At 69.3% G+C, this 19,046-nt stretch carries 18 protein-coding genes, 2 tRNA genes, 1 other RNA gene and 1 pseudogene; 13 read left to right on the plus strand and 9 right to left on the minus strand.

What is annotated here, in order from left to right:
* Positions 1-115 precede the first annotated feature (115 nt).
* Positions 116-1,465, minus strand: coding sequence for a zinc-dependent metalloprotease (locus ACZ7OH_RS48400; RefSeq protein ID WP_470287126.1), 1,350 nt, complete (start codon positions 1,463-1,465; stop codon positions 116-118).
* 182 nt (positions 1,466-1,647) lie between these two features.
* Here ACZ7OH_RS48400 and ACZ7OH_RS48405 point away from each other — a divergent pair, with 182 nt between their 5' ends.
* Positions 1,648-2,673 carry a YlbL family protein gene (locus tag ACZ7OH_RS48405; protein ID WP_470287170.1) on the plus strand — a complete coding sequence of 342 codons (1,026 nt, stop codon included), beginning with the start codon at positions 1,648-1,650 and terminating at the stop codon, positions 2,671-2,673.
* Here ACZ7OH_RS48405 and ACZ7OH_RS48410 read toward each other — a convergent pair.
* The gene (locus tag ACZ7OH_RS48410; protein ID WP_470287127.1) at positions 2,670-3,200 is read right to left on the minus strand and encodes a PPA1309 family protein; all 531 of its coding nucleotides are present in this window, start codon (positions 3,198-3,200) and stop codon (positions 2,670-2,672) included. The two genes, ACZ7OH_RS48405 and ACZ7OH_RS48410, sit on opposite strands and share 4 nt — an antisense overlap.
* A gap of 132 nt (positions 3,201-3,332) precedes the next feature.
* Here ACZ7OH_RS48410 and ACZ7OH_RS48415 point away from each other — a divergent pair, with 132 nt between their 5' ends.
* Positions 3,333-6,347 (plus strand): UPF0182 family protein, encoded by a 3,015-nt coding sequence (locus ACZ7OH_RS48415; protein ID WP_470287128.1) that lies wholly within the window; start codon positions 3,333-3,335, stop codon positions 6,345-6,347.
* Positions 6,348-6,414: 67 nt separating this feature from the next.
* Positions 6,415-6,488, plus strand: a tRNA-Met gene (locus ACZ7OH_RS48420).
* Positions 6,489-6,644: 156 nt separating this feature from the next.
* Here ACZ7OH_RS48420 and ACZ7OH_RS48425 read toward each other — a convergent pair.
* Both ACZ7OH_RS48425 and ACZ7OH_RS48430 read right to left on the minus strand, forming a co-directional pair.
* On the minus strand, positions 6,645-7,004 hold the full coding sequence (locus ACZ7OH_RS48425) for an FAD-dependent monooxygenase (protein WP_470287171.1): 360 nt from the start codon (positions 7,002-7,004) through the stop codon (positions 6,645-6,647).
* 91 nt (positions 7,005-7,095) lie between these two features.
* A pseudogene (locus tag ACZ7OH_RS48430) lies at positions 7,096-7,683 on the minus strand (FAD-dependent monooxygenase); the annotation flags it as partial.
* Between the two features lie 94 nt (positions 7,684-7,777).
* Here ACZ7OH_RS48430 and ACZ7OH_RS48435 point away from each other — a divergent pair.
* The 8 genes from ACZ7OH_RS48435 (at position 7,778) to ACZ7OH_RS48470 (ending at position 13,725) form a co-directional block, all read left to right on the plus strand.
* Entirely contained in the window at positions 7,778-8,362 is a 585-nt protein-coding gene (locus ACZ7OH_RS48435) for a TetR/AcrR family transcriptional regulator C-terminal domain-containing protein (protein ID WP_470287129.1), read from the plus strand.
* Positions 8,363-8,439: 77 nt separating this feature from the next.
* Positions 8,440-8,516, plus strand: a tRNA-Met gene (locus tag ACZ7OH_RS48440).
* A 380-nt stretch (positions 8,517-8,896) separates the two neighbouring features.
* Positions 8,897-9,397: a PadR family transcriptional regulator gene (locus tag ACZ7OH_RS48445; protein WP_400902039.1), complete on the plus strand. Its 501-nt coding sequence runs from the start codon at positions 8,897-8,899 to the stop codon at positions 9,395-9,397.
* Positions 9,398-9,460: 63 nt separating this feature from the next.
* Positions 9,461-10,561 (plus strand): peptide chain release factor 2, encoded by a 1,101-nt coding sequence (prfB, locus tag ACZ7OH_RS48450; RefSeq protein WP_470287130.1) that lies wholly within the window; start codon positions 9,461-9,463, stop codon positions 10,559-10,561.
* Positions 10,562-10,675: 114 nt separating this feature from the next.
* Complete coding sequence (gene ftsE / locus ACZ7OH_RS48455; RefSeq protein WP_086683549.1) at positions 10,676-11,365, plus strand: cell division ATP-binding protein FtsE; 690 nt, start codon at positions 10,676-10,678, stop codon at positions 11,363-11,365.
* 42 nt (positions 11,366-11,407) lie between these two features.
* Positions 11,408-12,301: a permease-like cell division protein FtsX gene (gene ftsX / locus ACZ7OH_RS48460; RefSeq protein WP_470287132.1), complete on the plus strand. Its 894-nt coding sequence runs from the start codon at positions 11,408-11,410 to the stop codon at positions 12,299-12,301.
* Positions 12,302-12,349: 48 nt separating this feature from the next.
* Positions 12,350-12,832 (plus strand): SsrA-binding protein SmpB, encoded by a 483-nt coding sequence (smpB, locus tag ACZ7OH_RS48465; protein ID WP_086683555.1) that lies wholly within the window; start codon positions 12,350-12,352, stop codon positions 12,830-12,832.
* Positions 12,829-13,725 carry an amidohydrolase family protein gene (locus tag ACZ7OH_RS48470; RefSeq protein ID WP_400902046.1) on the plus strand — a complete coding sequence of 299 codons (897 nt, stop codon included), beginning with the start codon at positions 12,829-12,831 and terminating at the stop codon, positions 13,723-13,725. Before smpB ends, ACZ7OH_RS48470 begins: the two co-directional genes overlap by 4 nt.
* On the opposite strand, the gene ACZ7OH_RS48475 is transcribed toward ACZ7OH_RS48470, so the two are convergent.
* The 5 genes from ACZ7OH_RS48475 to ACZ7OH_RS48495 all read right to left on the minus strand — a co-directional run bounded on the left by ACZ7OH_RS48475 (position 13,715) and on the right by ACZ7OH_RS48495 (position 18,044).
* Positions 13,715-15,016 carry an acyltransferase family protein gene (locus ACZ7OH_RS48475; protein ID WP_470287133.1) on the minus strand — a complete coding sequence of 434 codons (1,302 nt, stop codon included), beginning with the start codon at positions 15,014-15,016 and terminating at the stop codon, positions 13,715-13,717. The genes ACZ7OH_RS48470 and ACZ7OH_RS48475 overlap by 11 nt on opposite strands.
* 94 nt (positions 15,017-15,110) lie before the next feature.
* Positions 15,111-15,335 carry a hypothetical protein gene (locus tag ACZ7OH_RS48480; protein ID WP_400902050.1) on the minus strand — a complete coding sequence of 75 codons (225 nt, stop codon included), beginning with the start codon at positions 15,333-15,335 and terminating at the stop codon, positions 15,111-15,113.
* A gap of 223 nt (positions 15,336-15,558) precedes the next feature.
* The gene (locus ACZ7OH_RS48485) at positions 15,559-16,200 is read right to left on the minus strand and encodes a response regulator transcription factor (RefSeq protein WP_470287134.1); all 642 of its coding nucleotides are present in this window, start codon (positions 16,198-16,200) and stop codon (positions 15,559-15,561) included.
* A 39-nt stretch (positions 16,201-16,239) separates the two neighbouring features.
* Positions 16,240-17,373: a sensor histidine kinase gene (locus ACZ7OH_RS48490; RefSeq protein ID WP_470287135.1), complete on the minus strand. Its 1,134-nt coding sequence runs from the start codon at positions 17,371-17,373 to the stop codon at positions 16,240-16,242.
* Positions 17,370-18,044 carry a sensor domain-containing protein gene (locus ACZ7OH_RS48495; protein WP_470287136.1) on the minus strand — a complete coding sequence of 225 codons (675 nt, stop codon included), beginning with the start codon at positions 18,042-18,044 and terminating at the stop codon, positions 17,370-17,372. The genes ACZ7OH_RS48490 and ACZ7OH_RS48495 overlap by 4 nt, the downstream gene beginning before the upstream one ends.
* Positions 18,045-18,197: 153 nt before the next feature.
* Here ACZ7OH_RS48495 and ssrA point away from each other — a divergent pair.
* Both ssrA and ACZ7OH_RS48505 read left to right on the plus strand, forming a co-directional pair.
* Positions 18,198-18,566: a transfer-messenger RNA gene (ssrA, locus tag ACZ7OH_RS48500) on the plus strand.
* 255 nt (positions 18,567-18,821) lie between these two features.
* A complete protein-coding gene (locus ACZ7OH_RS48505) occupies positions 18,822-19,040 on the plus strand; it encodes a hypothetical protein (RefSeq protein WP_470287137.1) in 219 nt (72 codons plus the stop codon).
* Positions 19,041-19,046 lie beyond the last annotated feature (6 nt).

Genomic DNA, 19,046 nt, shown 5'->3' on the forward strand with positions numbered 1-19,046 from the left:
TGACCTGCGGTTTCGGGTTGCCCCGGCTGCTCTTTGAAGCGTCGCCACAAGGCTGACACGCAGAAAGCCGGTGGCCGCTTCCGCGGACCACCGGCTTTCCGAAGACGACCAGGCCTTACGCCTGCGTCTCGCCCTCCTCGGGCGGGGTGTCCTTCTTCTCCGACCGCTCGGCCTGCTCCGTGCGCTCCAGTTCCGCGATCGGGTCCAGGTCGTCCAGGGAGCCCGTCTCGCCTACGCGGTCCGCGAAGTCGATCGGCTCGTCCAGGTCCTCCGCCGTCGGCATCAGATCCGGGTGGGACCACAGGCTGTCGCGCTTCTCGAGGCCGTGGCGGTCGCCTACCAGCTTCCACAGGTTGGAGGCGTCCCTCATGCGGCGGGGGCGCAGCTCCAGGCCGACCAGCGTGGCGAACGTCTGCTCGGCCGGGCCGCCCGTCGCGCGGCGGCGGCGGAGCGTCTCGCGCAGGGCGTCCGCTCCCGGCAGCCGATCGCCGACCGCCTCGGCCACCACCACGTCCACCCAGCCCTCTACCAGGGCGAGCAGCGTTTCCAGGCGCCGCAGCGCGCCCTTCTGCTCCTCCGTCGTCTGGGGCTCCAGCAGCCCGGACGACATCGCTTCCTCGATGCTCGCCGGGTTGGCCGGGTCGATGCGGCCAGCCAGGGACTCCAGGGCCGACGTGTCGACCGAAATCCCGTGCGCGAACTCCTCGACCGTGGCCAGCAGGCGCTGGCGCAGCCACGGCACGTGCGTGAACAGCCGCTGGTGCGCCGCCTCGCGGGCGGCCAGGAACACCAGGATCTCGCTGTTCGGCAGCTCCAGGCCTTCGGCGAACTTCTCGATGTTCGCGGGCAGCAGCGCCGACGTGCCGGCCGGGGCGAGCGGGAGGCCGATCTCGGACGCCGTCAGCATCTCCGACGCCAGCTGCGCCAGGGCCTGGCCGAGCTGGGAGCCGAACGCCATCCCGCCCATCTGGCCCATCATCTGCAGCAGCGGGCCGGCGGCCTGCTTGGCCTCCTCCGGCAGCGCCTGCATCCACGCGCCCGAGATCTGCTGCGCGACCGGGTCGCAGAGGCGCTGCCACGTCGGGAGCGTCTTCTCGACCCAGGTGCGCGGCGACCAGGCGACCGCGGACGTCGCGCCGGCCGGGAACACCGTGGCCGCGTCGAGCCACAGCTCGGCGAGGTGGGCGGCGTCACGGACCGCGGCGTTCGCGTCGTCGCCGCCGCGGAAGCCGAGGCGGCTCTCGCCGGTGTTGCCGGAACTGCCCAGGTTCTGCAGGGCGATCTGCTTGGCGAGGTCGTAGTTCACCGGCCCGCTGGAGCTGCCGGCCTGGCTGAGCATCTGGCCCAGCTGGCTCAGCATCTGCCCGAGCTGGTTGAAGGCCTCGGCACCGGAAGGCTCCGAAGGCTCGTTCTCACCTCGTTTGTCGGGATCGGACGGTCCGAAGCCGAACGGGGGTTTGCTCATGTGTCCACCGTACGCGGGTCGGACCCCCCTGAGCGCGTCAACCGGACCGATGTGCGTGGCCTTCACCGACAAGCGAACACGGTCACCGTACGCTGTCACGCGTGACCAAGTCCTCCGAGCAGACCGCGCCCGCGAAGAGCAGCCCGGACCCCGGCGCCGAGCCCGCCGGCGAGGCCGGGCGGATGACCCGCCGCGGCTGGACGCTCGTGGTCAGCGGCGCGCTGTTCCTCGTCTTCGTGGTGCTCGGCCTGGTCGTGCCGGTGCCGTTCGTGGCCATCAGCCCCGGCCCGACCTACGACACCCTGGGTCGCGACGCCGCGGGAAACCCCGTCATCCAGGTCACCGGGCACGAGACCCAGCAGACCACCGGCGAGCTCCGGATGACGACCGTTTCGCTGCACGACGGCGTCACGCTCTTCCAGGGCCTCGGCTTCTGGGCCAGCGGCCGCTACGCGCTCGCGCCGCGCGAGGAGTACTTCAAGCCCGGTGAGACGAACGAGCAGGTCAAGCAGGAGAACATCCAGCAGCTGCAGGACTCGCAGACGAACGCGCAGGTCGCCGCGCTGCGCAAGCTCGGCTACCCGATCAAGGTGCTGGCGAAGCAGATCGTCTCCGGCAGCCCCGCCGACCACGTGCTCTCGCCCGGCGACAAGCTGATCACCGTCAACGGCAAGAAGATCGTCGAGGCCGCCGACGTCCGCAACGCGCTGGCCGGCACGCTGCCCGGCCAGACCGTGCAGATCACCTTCCAGTCGGACGGCCAGCCCGAACGGACCGTGCCGCTGACGCTCGCTTCGCGGCCCGACCGCAAGGAAGGCTTCATCGGCCTCACCGCGGTCGACCGGGCCGACGCGCCCTTCACCGTCAACATCTCGCTGCAAGACGTCGGCGGCCCGTCGGCCGGCCTGATGTTCACCCTCGCGATCATCGACCGGCTGCAGCCCGGCGACCTCGCGGGCGGGCGGCACATCGCCGGCACCGGCGAGATCACCGAGACCGGCGAGGTCGACCCGATCGGCGGGATCTCGTTCAAGGTCGTCGGCGCCCGCGAGGCCGGCGCCACGGACTTCCTGGTGCCCGAGCACAACTGCGCCGAGGCCAAGACCAGCGCGCCCGAGGGGCTCAACCTCATCAAGGTGTCCACACTGGACGACGCGCTCGCCCAGCTGGCCAACCTGAAGGCGGGCCGCCCGACGACCTCCTGCTAGGGCAGGAGGGTCGCCTTGAGGGCTTCGATGAGGTTCGGCGCCAGGTCCGGGCTCTCGACGATCTCGTCGACCTGCTCGTCGCCGCCCATGCCGCGCAGCCGCATGGCGCACGCGCCCTCGCCGTCGCGCAGGACCGCGGCCACCAGGCGGGCCTCCGTGCGCTGCGGGTGGTCGGCGGCCGCGCGGCGCAGGCTTTCCGCGTCGGCTTCGGCGACGTCCGGCAGCTCGGACTCCGAGCCCGGCGGGAGCACGATGATCTCCTGGGCGAGCGCGCACCCGATCACCAGATCGGGCCACGCGATCCGGGCCAGGGCCTCGGCGATGTCGCCGTCGGGCAGCGCTTCCTGCGCCACCGGCGTCAGCGGGTTCGCCCGGTCGAGCTGCCCGGCCAGCTCCGGCTGCTCGTCCAGCAGCGCCGCCGTCGGCACCAGCGCGAACAGCTGCGGCGGCTGGTCCCAGCCGCCCGCGGCCATGAACTCCTCGATCTCGCGGGCGAGAGCGGCCACTCCGGCTTGCTGCGATTCCATGCGCACATCGTGTCAGGCCGGTCCTGGCGACCACGCCGCGAGTCCGGTTTGGGCGGGTCCCGGGAACTTCTCCCGGCATCCGTAGAGTTAGGGAATCAGGGGGCGCGTGCGCCCCTGCTCAAGTGCTGACGAATGACAGGAGCGTGCACCGTGGCGACTCGGCCCCCGGTGAGCCTGCCGAAGCTGTCCCGGCGGAGCCGGATCCTCCTCATCATCGCCGCGGTGATCGTGCTGGCGCTCCTGCTCGGGGCCCGCTTGCTCGACACGTACGTCGACTGGTTGTGGTTCGGTGAAGTCGGTGCCCGCTCGGTGTTCACCACCCAGGTGGTCACGAGGATCATCCTGTTCTTCGCCGTCGGGCTGCTCGTCGGCGGCGCGCTCGCGATCAGCCTGATGATCGCCTACCGGACGCGCCCGGTGTTCGTGCCGATCTCCGGCGCCGACGACCCGCTGGCCCGCTACCGGTCCGCGATCGTCGCCCGGATCCGGCTCTTCGGCGTCGGCATCCCGGTGCTCACCGGCCTCATCGCCGGCCTGTCCGCCCAGGGCGACTGGCAGGTCGTGCAGCTGTTCCTCAACGGCACCTCGTTCGGCCAGACCGACCCCGAGTTCGGCAACGACGTCGGCTTCTACGCCTTCGACCTGCCGTTCTTCAACTGGCTGCTGGGCTGGCTGTTCATCACCGTCGTCGTCTCCTTCTTCGGCGCGCTGATCGCGCACTACGTCTTCGGCGGCATCCGGCTGGCGGGCAAGGGCGGCCAGCTCGCCGGCCCGACCCGCGCGCAGCTCGCCGTCACCATCGGCATCTTCGTGCTGCTGAAGGCGGCCGAGTACTTCTTCGACCGGTACAACCTGCTGCTGTCCGACCGGAACATGCCGCTGTTCATCGGCGCCACCTACACCGACCTGAACGCGGTGCTGCCCGCAAAACTGATCCTGCTCTGCATCTCGGTGATCTGCGCGATCGCGTTCTTCGCCGGTGCCTTCCTGCGGAACCTGCAGCTACCGGCCATCGCCCTCGTGCTGCTGATCCTGTCGAGCATCCTCGTCGGCGTCGCGTGGCCCGCGATCCTCGACCAGTTCTCGGTCAAGCCCAACGCGAACGAGAAGGAAGCCACGTCCATCCAGCGCAACATGGACGCCACCCGCCGCGCCTTCGGCCTCACCGACGTCCAGTACCAGCCCTACACGGGCAGTTCGTCGGCGACGCAGGACCAGCTCAAGGCCGACGCCGGGACGATGTCGAACATCCGGCTGCTCGACCCGAACATCCTCTCCGACACCTTCACCCAGCGCGTCGGGCGCGAGAACTTCTACGGCTTCCCCGCGAAGCTCGACGTCGACCGCTACACCGTCGGCGGCGTGACGCAGGACTACATCGTCGCGGCCAAGGAGATCAAGACCGAGGGCCTGACCGGCAACCAGACCAGCTGGATCAACAAGCACCTCGTCTACACCCACGGCAACGGCTTCGTCGCCGCGCCGGCCAACACGATCGACCGCGCGGTCAAGGACGCCAACTCCGACGGCGGCTACCCGATCGCCACCACCAGCGACACGCAGAACCCGTCCGGCGCGGGCTCGCCCGGCCCGGGCCAGCCCGGCATCGAGGTCAAGGAACCGCGGATCTACTACGGCGAGCTGTCCGCCGCGGACTCCGACTACGCCATCGTCGGCGGCAACGGCGCGCCGGGGGAGTACGACACCGCCACCGACCGCTACAACTACAAGGGCACCGGCGGCGTCTCGGTCGACAACTGGTTCAACCGCCTGGCCTTCGCGGCCGAGTACGGCGAACGCAACATCCTGTTCTCCGACGCCATCGGCGACAACTCGAAGATCATGTACAACCGCGACCCGCGCGATCGCGTCAGCAAGGTCGCGCCGTGGCTGACCCTCGACGGCGACCCGTACCCCGCGGTCGTCGACGGCAAGATCCAGTGGATCGTCGACGGCTATACGACGATCAACAACTTCCCGTACTCGCAGCAGACCCAGCTCGGCGCGGCGACCAACGACTCGCTCAACGGCGTCGCCCGGCAGGCGAACAGCTCGATCAACTACATCCGGAACTCGGTCAAGGCTACCGTCGACGCCTTCAACGGCACCGTGACGCTGTACTCGATCGACGACAAGGAACCGGTCCTCAACGCCTGGGAGAAGGTCTTCCCCGGGCTCGTGAAGCCGAGCTCCGAGATCTCGCCGGACCTGCGGTCGCACTTCCGCTACCCGGAGGACCTGTTCAAGATCCAGCGTGAGCTGCTGTCGCGCTACCACGTCAGCAACCCGCAGGAGTTCTACTCGCAGCAGGCGTTCTGGAGCGTCCCCCAGGACCCGACGGCCGAAGGCGGCGCCAACCCGGCCGCGGCCGGCGCGGCCAACCAGCCGGGCTACTACGTCCTCGCCGACACCCCGGGCCAGAGCAAGCCGACGTTCCAGCTGACCAGCTCGCTCACCGGTCTGCAGCGGCAGTACCTCGCGTCCTGGATGTCGGTGTCCGCCGATCCGGCCGACTACGGGAAGATCCGCGTCCTCCAGCTACCCAGCGCGGCGACCGGAGCGACCCAGGTCGACGGTCCGGTGCAGGTGCAGAACCGGTTCCAGAGCGATCCACGGGTGGCGCAGGACCGGACGTTGTTCAACAACCCCAACGTCATCCCGATCTACGGCAACCTGATCACGTTGCCGGTGGCACAGGGCTTCCTCTACGTCGAGCCCGTGTACATCCGCCAGCGCAACCAGAACAGCTACCCCCAGCTCGCGCGGGTACTGGTCTCTTACGGGCCGAAGGTCGGCTACGGCGCGACGCTGCAGGAGGCCCTCGACCAGATCTTCGGCGCGGGCACCGGCGCGGCGACGACCACGCCACCGCAGGCCGGCCAGCCCACGACCACGCCACCGACGACGACCCCGCCGGCCACGACGACGCCACCCAACTCGAGCGGCGGCAACGCAGCGCTCGATAAGGCCGTGACGGACATCCAGGCGGCGCTCGCGAAGCTGCGGGCGGCTCAGCAGTCCGGGAACTTCACGGACCAGGGTGCGGCGCTGGCGGCGCTCGACGCGGCGGCCAAGGAGTACGAGTCGGCCAAGACCGCGGCGCCGGGGACCAGCACTCCGCCGCCGAGTTCGCAGCCGGGAGGGTGACGTCGCTTACCTAGAGGGCACCTGCTTTGCACCCATCGGAAACGAGGGCGTAAGGTAGGTGTCACGACGCGGGGTGGAGCAGCTCGGTAGCTCGCTGGGCTCATAACCCAGAGGTCGCAGGTTCAAATCCTGTCCCCGCTACTGGAAGAAGAGGCGTGGCCGATGGCCGCGCCTCTTCTTTTTTGCATCAGACCAGCCAGCCGTCCGTGGATCCCGTCGTCGAGGCGATGTAACCGTCCGGGCGGACCAGCACCTTCGTCAGGTCGGGCCACGGCAGTTCCGGCACCTCCGCCACGACTACCTCCGGATGCGGGGCCCGGCGCCGGGGTTTTCGTCAGCAGGACGAACTTTCCACTGTGGAACAAGTCGCTCGCGAAGCCGTTGCCCAGGGGGAAATCCGGGAGGCGGGCGCCCGCCGCCGGGTGGGTTTCCTCCGGTGCGTAACGGATGTCCAGCCCCGAGACCATGCCCGACAGCCGCCGCCTTCCAGCCCAGGCTCACAGCGTCCTGGACACCCAGGTTCAGCCCCTGGCCGCCCGCGGGGAAGTGGACGTGCGCCGCGTCGCCGGCCAGGAACACCCGGCCCACCCGGTACTTCTCCGCGAGCCGGCTGTCGTCCGAGAAGCGGGACACCCAGCGGATCTCCTCGATCTCCACCTCGTCGCCGAAGCACCTCGGCCCGGACGTCTTCCGGGCGGTTCAGCCGGTCGCCGTAGCTCAGGCGGTACAGGTTCGGTTCGCCCAGGGGGATCAGGCCGATGAACTTGCCCGGGCTGAGCGACGTCACCATGCCGCCCATCGACCGCCACTGCGTCGGCGCGCCCGGCGGGGCCGTCCGGAACAGGACGTCCGCCGAGACGCCGTGGCCGCGGCCCGGGATCCCTTCGAACGGCAGTTGCAGGGCCTTGCGCACCGCGCTGCGGCCGCCGTCGCAGCCCACCAGGTACGCCGCCCGCACGCGGAGGTCGCCCGCCGTGACCGTCACGCCGGCGGCGTCCTGCTCGAAGCCGGTCAGCTCGTGGCCGCGGAGCGCCTGCGGGATGCCGACCTGGTAGGGGTGGCGCGTGTCCCAGCCGGTGTAGGGCACCGGGATCACCGCGAAGTGTCCGTCCGCGACGGTCGCGAACGACCGCTGTTCCGCCCGGCCCAGCAGGCCCCGCAGGTCGAGCACCTCCGCCGTGCGCGGCTGCAGGTTCAGCGCCTTCGACAAGCCCGTCCGCTCGTGCATCCGCTTGAGCACAGCGGTGTCCACTCCGGCCAGTGCCAGCTCGTTCGCCAGCATCAGCCCGGTCGGCCCCGCCCCGGCGACGACCACCTCCGCGGTCAGCTCGTTCATCCCCAGCTCCTTAACAAGGTTAAATTGACCTGACCAGAGGATGCCCTTAACATCGTTAAACTGTCAAGCCGGGTACCTGAGGAGAACCGAGAACATGGCCCTGAACAGGCAGGACATCGCGCGTTCGGGCCTGAAGCTGCTCAACGAGGTCGGCCTCAACGGGCTCACGCTGCGGTTGATCGCCGCGGATCTCGGCGTCAAGGCGCCGGCGCTGTACTGGCACCTGAAGAGCAAGCAGGAACTGCTCGACGAGATGGCGACGCAGATGTACGCCGATTCGGCCGAGGACCGGCGGCCGCCGGAGGGGCTGGGGGAGTGGGACGCCGTCGCGCACGGCGCGCGGGCGCTGCGGCGGATGATGCTGTCCTACCGCGACGGCGGCAAGGTTTTCGCGGGCACGTACCTCGGCGACACCGGATTGGCCGGGCCGAGCCCGCTGCGGCGCAGCATCGACGCCGGTGTGGACGAACGGCGCGCCGGCCACGCGCTGTTCACCGTCTACAGCTACGTCGTCGGCTTCACCATCGAAGAGCAGGCGGTCTACCCCGTGCCGGGTCAGCTGGACGAGCGGTACCGCGGTGCCGAGGCCGGTGACCTGCTCGCCGACGTCGACGCGCGCTTCGAGGACGGCCTGGAGATGGTCCTCAGTGGAGCACGCCAGTGGCTCGGCGGGGCGTAACGCCTGGTCAGCCCGTTAGAGGACCCCGGTGAAAACCCGGTGGCCACCCCGTGTAATCTATTCAAGTACCACAACGGCGCGGGGTGGAGCAGCTCGGTAGCTCGCTGGGCTCATAACCCAGAGGTCGCAGGTTCAAATCCTGTCCCCGCTACCACGAAGAGGCACGTTCTCGGAAATCCGGGAACGTGCCTCTTTTGTCATGCGCGCGCGGCTTTCACTGCCGACTTTTCCGTGAAACCTTCGAATGACTGCGGATCCCACGATGTGAACCCCGTTTCCGGGTGGTTGCGGTGCGTGTCCGGAGTGCGCCAAGCCGGGGAAAGCGCCCTGCCGAACTCACCTGCCTGGCGGCGTCGGCGGGGCTCGCGTGCGGCTGGTTGGACCAAAGTTCCGGCCCCGGTGGTTGCACAGCGTGTCCGCGGTCCACAGTGGACCTGGTCGCATTGGGCCGAACGAGGGGATCTCACTAGCCACAATGGACAGATCCGCTGACCACTGTGGACACAGCGGCCGATAAGTGGGAATCTAGGGGACGTGTCCGAATTGAATGCAACAGCCGCCGCCCTGCTCGGTCTGCTCCACGACGGTCCCGCCACGGGCGGGCAGCTCGTCGCCGGAGCCGGTGAGCGTTTCGGCGCCTTCTTCAGCGTCACCCGCAGCCAGGTGTACCGGGAGCTCCCGGCGCTGTCCAAGGAAGGCCTCGTCCGGCTCGGCAAGCAGGGCCCGCGCTCCAGCCAGCAGTACCTGATCACGGCCGCCGGCAAGAAGGCCTTCAAGGCCTGGCTGACGTCCGAGGCCGGCCCCGACCACCTGCGCAGCCCGCTCATCCTGCGGCTCGTGCACGCGGGGTCGCTGACCGCGAAGCAGCGCCAGTCGCTGCTCGAGTCTGCTCGGACGAGCTACAGCCAGCAGCTCGACGACGCGAAGGCGGCCACCAAGGCGGCCGACGGGCCGTACGAAAAGGCTGTCGGCGAGTTCGCCCAGGCTCAGGCCAAGGCCGCGCTGAAGCTGCTCGACGCCATCCCCGCGGCCTGAGGTTCGCGCGCCCACGACCGGTCCTCGCAACCGGTCGTGGGTTTTGCCGTAACCTTGACAAACGTGAGTGATGAGTTCGACGCGGCACTGAGGGACCTGACCGGCAAGCTGACGCAGATCGAGTCGGTGATGGACCTGGACGCGCTGCGTGCCCAGGTGGCCGACCTGGAACAGCAGGCTTCGAGCCCGAACCTCTGGGACGACCCGGAGGCGGCGCAGAAGGTCACCAGCCAGCTGTCCCACCGGCAGGGCGAGCTGCGCCGGGTCTCCGACCTGCGCCAGCGGCTCGACGACCTCGGCGTGCTGTACGAACTCGCCGAGGCCGAGGGTGACTCCGGGAGCATGGCCGAGGCCGAGAGCGAGCTCGCCGACCTCGGCAAGGCCATCGACGGCCTCGAGGTCCGCACCCTGCTCTCGGGCGAGTACGACGACCGCAACGCCGTCGTCACCATCCGTTCCGAGGCCGGCGGCGTCGACGCGGCCGACTTCGCCGAGATGCTGCTGCGCATGTACCTGCGCTGGGCCGAGCGCCACGGCTACCCGACCGACGTCTACGACATCTCCTACGCCGAAGAGGCGGGCATCAAGTCGGCGACGTTCAAGGTGACCGCCCCCTACGTCTACGGCACCCTCTCGGTCGAGCAGGGCACCCACCGGCTCGTCCGGATCTCGCCGTTCGACAACCAGAGCCGCCGCCAGACGTCGTTCGCGCACGTCGAGGTGCTGCCCGAGGTCGAAGAGGTCGACCACGTCGACATCGCGGAAAAGGACATCCGGGTCGACGTCTACCGCTCGTCGGGTCCCGGCGGCCAGAGCGTCAACACGACCGACTCCGCGGTGCGCATCACACACCTGCCGACCGGCATCGTCGTCTCCTGCCAGAACGAGAAGTCGCAGCTGCAGAACAAGGCGGCCGCGCTGAAGGTCCTCCAGGCGCGGCTGATGCTGCGCAAGAAGGAAGAGGAGCGCGCCGAGATGGACGCTCTCAAGGACGGCGGGTCCAGCTGGGGCAACCAGATGCGCTCCTACGTGCTGCACCCGTACCAGATGGTGAAGGACCTGCGGACCGACTACGAGGTCGGCAACCCGTCGGCGGTGCTCGACGGCGAGATCGACGGGTTCCTCGACGCCGGCATCCGGTGGCGGAAGCAGTCGGGGGCCTGATCCGGGCGCAAGGGGTGTCCGCTCGACCGCTCACCGTGCGCAAACGCCCCTTGCTCCACCCGGGTGGACCGGGCAACCGGGGCTTCACGACACCGGTGGGTAGTATGCCGAATCGTGATCCGGCTCGAAGAGGTTTCCAAGGTCTACAAGACCTCGACGCGGCCCGCGCTCGAGCGGGTGTCCGTCAACATCGACAAGGGTGAGTTCGTCTTCCTCATCGGTCCCTCGGGATCGGGGAAGTCGACCTTCCTCCGGCTGCTGCTGCGCGAAGAGACGCCCAGCAAGGGCCGTGTGATGGTGTCCAACTTCGACGTCGCCAAACTGGCCCGCCGCCGGGTCCCCCGCCTGCGGCAGACCATCGGCTGCGTCTTCCAGGACTTCCGCCTGCTGGCCAACAAGACCGTCGCGGAGAACGTCGCGTTCGCCCTCGAGGTCATCGGCAAGCCCGCCCCGACCATCAAGAAGGTCGTCCCCGAGGTGCTCGAGCTCGTCGGCCTCGACGGCAAGGCGGACCGGCTGCCCAACGAGCTCTCCGGTGGTGAGCAGCAGCGCGTCGCGATCGCGCGCGCGTTCGTGAACCGGCCGCTGGTGCTGCTCGCCGACGAACCGACCGGGAACCTGGACCCCGACACCAGCCAGGACATCATGCTGCTGCTGGAGCGGATCAACCGCACCGGCACGACCGTCCTGATGGCGACCCACGATCACTCCATCGTGGACTCCATGCGGCGCCGCGTCGTCGAGCTCCAGCTCGGCCGGGTGATCCGCGACGACGCCCGCGGCGTCTACGGCATCGGTCGCTGACCTTCCCGCCCCAGCCCCCGACATCAAGGACCTGACCCCGACATGCGCGCCAGTTTCGTCTTCAGTGAGGTAATCACCGGCCTGCGCCGGAACGTCACGATGACCATCGCGATGATCCTGACCACGGCCGTGTCGCTCGCCATGCTCGGCGGCGGCCTCCTCGCCGTGCGCACGATCGACAAGATGAAGTCCAACTTCCTCGCCGACGTCGAGGTTTCGGTCTACCTCACCGACGACATCAGTGCGAACGACAAGAACTGCACGCAGTCGCTGTGCCAGTCGCTTCGCTCGTCCCTGCAAAGCAACGACGGCGTCGAGTCGGTCGTGTTCGAGAACCGCGACCAGGCCTTCGACCGCTTCAAGAAGATCTTCGAGAGCCAGCCGGAGCTCATCCAGCTGACGGGCCCGGAGTCGCTGCCCGCGTCGCTGCACGTGAAGCTGAAGGACCCGGACCGCAGCGAGTCGATCGTGCAGGAGTACAGCACCAAGCCGGGCGTGCGGAAGGTCGACGACCAGAAGAAGTTCCTGGACCGCGTCTTCAACGCCTTCAACGGTGTCCGGAACATGGCGTTCGGCGCCGCGCTCATCATGGCCATCGCGGCGCTGCTGCTGATCGCCAACACGATCCAGGTGTCCGCGTTCACCCGGCGCACCGAGGTCGGCATCATGCGGCTGGTCGGCGCGACGCGGTGGTACACACAGCTGCCGTTCCTGCTGGAGGCGGTGGTCGCCGGCGCCTTCGGTGCGATCATCGGGATCATCATGCTGATCATCACCAAGGCCGGCTTCCTCGATTCGGTGTTCACCGGGGACGTGTTCCCGAAGATCACCACGCTGGAGCTGCTGTTCCCGGTCGCGCCGATCCTGCTCGGGGTGTCCGTGGTGATTTCCGCCATCACCGGGTACGTCACGCTGCGCCTGTACGTGCGGCACTAGTCGTTTAACCAGCTGCTGGTAGTTTCCGGAATCACGTAGAGTGGTCGTATGCCCAAGGAACGTGGCCAGAAGGTGATCGTGTCGAACCGCAAGGCGCGGCACGATTACTCCATCCTCGACACCTACGAGTGCGGTCTCGTGCTCGTCGGCACCGAGGTGAAGAGCCTGCGCGAGGGCAAGGCGTCCCTGGCGGACGCGTTCGCGACGGTCGACGACGGCGAAGTGTGGCTGCGCAACGTGCACATCCCGGAGTACACGCAGGGCACGTGGACCAACCACACGCCGCGGCGGACCCGGAAGCTGCTGCTGCACCGGCGCGAGATCGAGAAGCTGATCGGCAAGACCAAGGAGAGCGGGCTCTCCCTGGTCCCGCTGTCGATGTACTTCAAGGACGGCAAGGTCAAGGTCGAGATCGCGCTGGCCCAGGGCAAGAAGGCCTACGACAAGCGGCAGGCGCTCGCCAAGCGCGACGCGGACCGCGACATCAGGAAGGCCATGGGCCGCGCGCTGAAGGGCCGGTTCACGGAGTGACGCCGGGCCCGGCCTCCGACAGCGATGTCGCGCGCTGGACGGCGTCACTGGGCCTGCCCGGCCTGGTCGACCTGCACGTCCACTTCCTGCCGAAACCGGTGATGGACAAGGTCTGGGCGTACTTCGACCGGGCCTCGACGCACTACGGCACCGACTGGCCGGTGTTCTACCGGACGTCCGAAGAGGACAGGCTGGCGACGCTGCGTTCGCTGGGCGTGACGCGCTTCGCGCCGCTGGTCTACCCGCACAAGCCGGGGATGGCCGAGTGGCTGACGGACTGGGCGCTGGAGTTCGCTTCGCGGGTTCCGGACGCGGTGCCGACCGGGACGTTCTACCCCGAACCCGGCGCCGGGTCCGCTGTGGACGGTGCGCTGCGCGCCGGCGCCCGGGTGTTCAAGGCGCACGTGCAGGTCGGCGCGTACGACCCGCGTGACGAGCTGCTGAAGCCGGTGTGGGGCGCGCTGGCCGACGCCGGCGTGCCCGTAGTCGTCCACTGTGGACACGGTCCGTTGCGGGGCGACTTCACCGGGTTGTCGGTCTTCGAAGAGGTCCTCGCCGCGCACCCGGACCTGACGGCGGTGCTCGCGCACGCGGCGATGCCGGAGTTCGGGACGGCGTTCGAGCTGCTCGAGAAGTACCCGCGGGTGCACCTGGACACGACGATGGTCGGCGTCCCGTTCGCGGAGCGGATGTCGCCGCTGCCGCCGGACTGGACCGCGCGGCTGGCGGAGTTCGCCGACCGGGTCGTGCTCGGCACGGACTTCCCCAACATCCCGTACTCGTACGCGACGCAGCTGCAGGCGATCGCCGGCTGGGCGGCCGACGATCGCCTGGGGGAGCCGTTCCTGCGAGCCGTCCTGCACGACACCCCGTTGCGGCTGCTCAACGCTTGACGACTGCCCGCTCGCTCACGACGACCGCGCGGCCCAGCAGGTCGACCACCGGCACGGGCTTGCTCGCCAGCAGGAAGCCGGCCGTCGCCAGGACCACCCACGGCACCGGGCCGTGCGCGAAGCCGTCTGACAGCGGTGCGAAACCGTGGGCGGCCAGGCCGAGCAGTCCACCGGAGATCATCAGGCCGGCGACGACGAGCTGCGGCATCCGCGCGGTGACGCCGGCGGTGTCGCGCTGCATCTCGAAGTGCGCGAACAGCCGCAGCAGGCCCAGCAGCACCATGCCGCACACGGCGAACCACGCGGGCGCCATGACGAGCCAGAGCAGCGTGCCGGGCTCGGGCGTTTCGTAGCCGAGGCCGTAGACGGTCACGCCCGCCACCACGATCAGCGCCGGCATGTGCCAGAGGTACACGCTCATGAACCGCGCGCCGAGCCAGCTGAGCGCGGTACCGACGCCGGGGCGTTCGGCGAGGGCGTTGAGCTGCGGGCGGAAGGCGAGAAGCAGGCCGATCTGGCCGACGGCGAGGAAGGCGAGCAGCACGGTGGGCGGGCTCATGTTCGACACCGGCGCGCCGGGCATGCCGATCATGCTGGCCGGGTACGGGCCGAAGGCGACCATCAGCGCGGTGACGCCGAAACCGGCGGCCGAGAGCGAAAGGGCGGCGCGGCGGGTGAGCGTGCCGAGGCGGCCTTCGACGTAGTGGAAGCCGAGCTGGTGGACGGCGACCCAGACGAAGATCGCGTTGGCGTAACCGATGTAGCCGAGGTCGTTGAAGCGGGCGACGTCGACGAGGACCCCGGCGACCCCCATGACGAGTGGGACCTTGAGGCCCCAGCGCCGGTGCGCGGCGACCATCAGCGGGGTGAGGAGCACGACCAGGACGTAGACGGCGAGGAACCACAGCAGCTGCGCGGCGATCGCGCTGCCGACCTGCAGCGGCTGGGGTGGGACGCCGAGGCCGCGCAGGAAGTCCGGCATGACGAGCCAGACGGCCATCAGCGGCAGCACGGGCAGCATCAGGCGCTTGAGCCGCGCGCCGAGCCAGGTCCGCGTCGATGGCGCGCGGCGGAAGGAGATCAGGTTGGCCGCGCCGCCGGCGAAGAATACGAGCGGCATGACCTGGGACAGCCAGGTGACGACCCACCAGCCGGGCGTCGCGAGCGCGTTGCCCGTGGCGAGGTGGCCGTCGGAGTAGGAGAGCACCGGCATGATCCAGTGCTGGCCGATGACGGCGAGGATGGCCCCCGCCCGGACGACGTCGAGGAAGCGGTCCCGGCTCGTTTGCATGCTGTCGAGCTTGGCGGCTCCGGGCCGCCGGAACAGCGGTGCTGACCCGCGTCTTGGGGGTCCTGCCAACCCCAGGGGGGTACGGGGGTTCTCCCTACCTCAGGCCGTCGGGCTCGGGTTCGTGCTGCGTCGCGGCGACGCGGTACTCCCAGCCGTTCTCGGTGAGGCCGAGTTCGTAGCGGGTCTCGATCTTCGGGCCACCGTGCAGGTGGATGTGCCGGATGACGGTGCCGGGCACCGGTTCGGCGTCCCCGAGCTCCTGGACGCGGCCGTCGAGCGGGCCGCCGAAGAAGCGGACGCAGCGGGTCTCGTCGGTCATCTGCGCGCTCCTTCCCGACGGGTCCGCTCATGGTAGGTGAGCGATGTGCGAGGTGCCGCCCGCGGAACGGGTGACCCTACGTCCACCCTACGGGACTTGCGGTCACTTTCCGTCGCTGGTCTCGGTTCCATGATGCCCATGACCAGCCGGATCGCCGTGGCCAAGGCCCGCACCGCGCGCACGCGCGTGAAGACGAGCAGGCCGCCGTCGAGCAGTGGCGGGCTCAGCGGCCCAGGTACGTCAGCACGGCCCGGACGCGGCGGTGTTCCTCCGCGCTCGCTTCGAGGCCGAGCTTCGAGAAGATGTTGCCGATGTGCTTCTCCACCGCGCCGTGCGAAACGACCAGGGAGTTCGCGATCGCCGTGTTCGACAGACCCTGCGCCATCAGGCCCAGCACCTCGGACTCGCGCGCCGTCAGCGCGTCCAGCGGGTTGCGGCGGCCGCGGGCCATCAGCTGGGCGATCACGTCCGGGTCGATCGCCGTGCCGCCGTTCGCCACGCGGCGGACCGCGTCCAGGAACTCGTCGACGTCCGCCACGCGCTCCTTCAGCAGGTAGCCGACCCCACCGGCGCCGCCCGAGAGCAGCTCCACCGCGTACGACTCCTCGACGTACTGCGACAGCACCAGCACCGGCAGCCCGGGAACCTCCTTGCGGGCCGCCAGGGCCGCGCGCAGGCCCTCGTCGGTGAACGTCGGGGGCATCCGGACGTCCACGATGGCCAGGTCGGGACGGTGTTCTTTGATCGCGCCGAGCAGGTCGTCCCCGTTGTCGACGGCCGCGGCCGTCTCGATGCCCTCGTCGGCGAGCAGGCGGGTCACCCCGGCCCGCAACAGCACGGCGTCTTCGGCGATGACTACCCGCATCCGGCCCCCAAGCTCGTGGATGAACGGGGTCCAGCCTATTCACCACTGGCAGGGGAGGTCAGCCCGGATCACGGTCGGCCCGCCGACCGGGCTGACGACGGTGATCACGCCGTCGATCGTCGCGGCGCGGTCGGCCAGGCCGGCCAGGCCGCCGCCCGGACGCACCTCGGCGCCGCCGTGACCGTTGTCGGTGATCTCGACGACGACGTGGTCGTCGGTCCGCCACACCTTCACACCCGCTTCGGACGCTCCGGAGTGCTTCGCGATGTTCGTCAGCGTCTCGCCGACGATGAAGTACGCCGTCGTCTCCACCGCCGCCGGCGGCCGCGGCTCGACGTCCACGTGGACGTCCACCGGGATCGGCGACTTCGCCGCCTGCGCCGACAGCGCCGCGTCCAGCCCGCGGTCGCCGAGCACGGCCGGGTAGATGCCGCGCGCGAGGTCCCGCAGCTCCGACACGGCGAGCTTCGCGTCCGAATGCGCCTCGTCGATCAGCTCCCGCACCGCGGCCGGGTCGTGGTCGAACTTCGACTTGGCCCGCCCGAGGCTCATCGCGACCGCGACCAGCCGCTGCTGCGCGCCGTCGTGCAGGTCACGCTCGATGCGGCGCCGCTCCGCCTCGGCGGCGTCCACGCCCCGAGCACGCGAAGCCTGCAGCCGCTCGGCCTTCTGCTCGAGCCGTTTCGTGCGGTCCGGGCCCAGCAGCGCGATACCCAGCTCGCCGTGCAGCCAGCCCAGCCACGGCGTCACCCAGACCGCCATCGGCAGCAGCACGATCGACGCCAGCGCGATCCCGACCTCGGCGCACGCCAGCGGGAACGCCGCCATCAGGTACGCGAGGTCACGCCACGTCGTCGCATCGCTCAGCCGCACCATCCACCGCCGCAGCAGCGGCTGGCCCTCTTCGTAGGGCCGCCGCTGCACCGGCGGCAGCGGCACCAGCAGCATCGTCCCCAGCCAGTTCCGCTCGCGATCGCCCGACCAGCGGATGAAGCTCGTCGTCGCCAGCAGGATCGGGAACCCGATCCACACCACCGCCGTCGCGACCCCCACCGCGATGCCCGTCACGATCAGCACGAACTGCAGGATCCGGAAGAAGAAGCTGACGATCATGTACACGATCGTGCGAGCCGGGTGCGGCCGCGGGTGCTCCAGGGGTTGCGCCTCGGTCATCCCGCCACCAGGTTCTTCTCTTCCGCGTCTTCCCACCAGCGCTCCATCCGACGGCGCTGGGCCACGGTCGTCCCCAGCAGCGCGTTCGCCAGCCGGGCGTGCATCCCGGCGAGCGCCTTGGTCAGCGCCACCGACAACGCGATGAACAACACCCCCAGCGCTGCCCACGGTAGCGCTTCCACCGTCGAATCCACGGTCAGCCACCGCAGGTCGTCCGACGGGAAGTAGTACGCACCACCCGGCAGCCACCGGAAGTAGATCGGCAGGCCGGCCAGCGCCAGGCTCGTCGACCAGAACGTCGTCACCAGCACGAACTCGATGATGCCGAGCGGGAAGAGCAAGAAGAAGTAGGCGAGGTCCCGCCACGTCGAGGGGTCCTTCAGCCGGGCCTTCCACCGGTCCTTCTGCCCGTGCGCGGGCAGCGGCAGGTAGGGGAGGTCGATGTACCGGTCCAGCAGGGCGTAGACCCGGGCCCGTTCCAGCCGTCCGGCCCCCCTCACGGCCAAGACCATCAGCGCGAGCAAGCCGACGCCAACCCACACGACGGCGGTTCCCAGCCCGGCCGCCGAGAACGCCGTCAAGAAGACGAACGCCAGCACCCCCACCGGCAGGTTCATCAGCAAGAACACCACCGAGCCACCGAACGGCGGATCCCGCCTCACGCTACCCATCACCGGGCTCCCTTCTGCTGGAGTCCAGGGTCGTCGTTCGGGGCCGCGGACGACATGGTGCGCGCGGGCATCCCCGCGGTAGGGCTGGCCCTACCCACCTGGAGTAAAGCGGTGGCCCCCCGCGTTATGATGTACAGGTTGTGTTCCCACCGAGGGGGTGAACGGTTTCGACTTTGGACGTTGATTCAGGAGAAGCGTGCCGGTGCAGGCGAGAGACCACCGTTAAGCGTCATCGCAACCAAATAAGCGCCGACTCCAGTCAGCGCGAGTACGCCCTCGCCGCCTGAGCGAGTGCGTCTCTGTCGGCCCGGGTTCGCCTCCGGCCCGGGTACCGGCATCAGCTAGGAGGCTCAGCGGCAGTCCCGGCCACGGGGAACTGTCGTGAAGCAAACAGTGGCTGGGCTCGTCACCTCAGCTTGTTCGCGTGACTGAGGGAGCCAAGTAGAGACGTAGCGGACTGCGCACGGAGAAGTCCTGTTGATACGCCAGAGGACCCGGGTTCAATTCCCGGCACCTCCACCTTCGAGAAGGCCCTCGCTCCTTCGGAGCTTGGGCCTTCTCTTCGGTTTCGCTCGTGTTCTCTGGGGGTCGAACCCCCGTTACTTAAGACGGATGCACAGACGAGCCCGACCAGCCGGTGGCTCGTCTGTGACACGGTGGGGGCGGTGGGCCGACCAGCGCATCGTGTCGGGTGGACCACACCCGATCCGGACCGTGTTTCACCTCACGTCGTCACGCGCCGTCGCTGGACGTACGTCGGATCCGTCAGATTGCGCGATGGATTCCGTGACGGGCTGCTTTCTCGGTGGCGTGCGCGGGCATGCGTTCGTCCGTCACTTGAGAGGTGAGGAGGACGTCTTCGCGCTAGCGGCATTGGCCAGCTCGGCGACGCGGGTCAAACTCGGCGAGAACCATCTGTCGGTTCTCGCCGCCGACGACATGACGGATCGATCACGAACGCGGAGGCCGGCCGTGATCGTGTGGTGCCTCGGCTAGACAGAG

It is taken from the genome of Amycolatopsis sp. NPDC114478 (genome assembly GCF_055633805.1).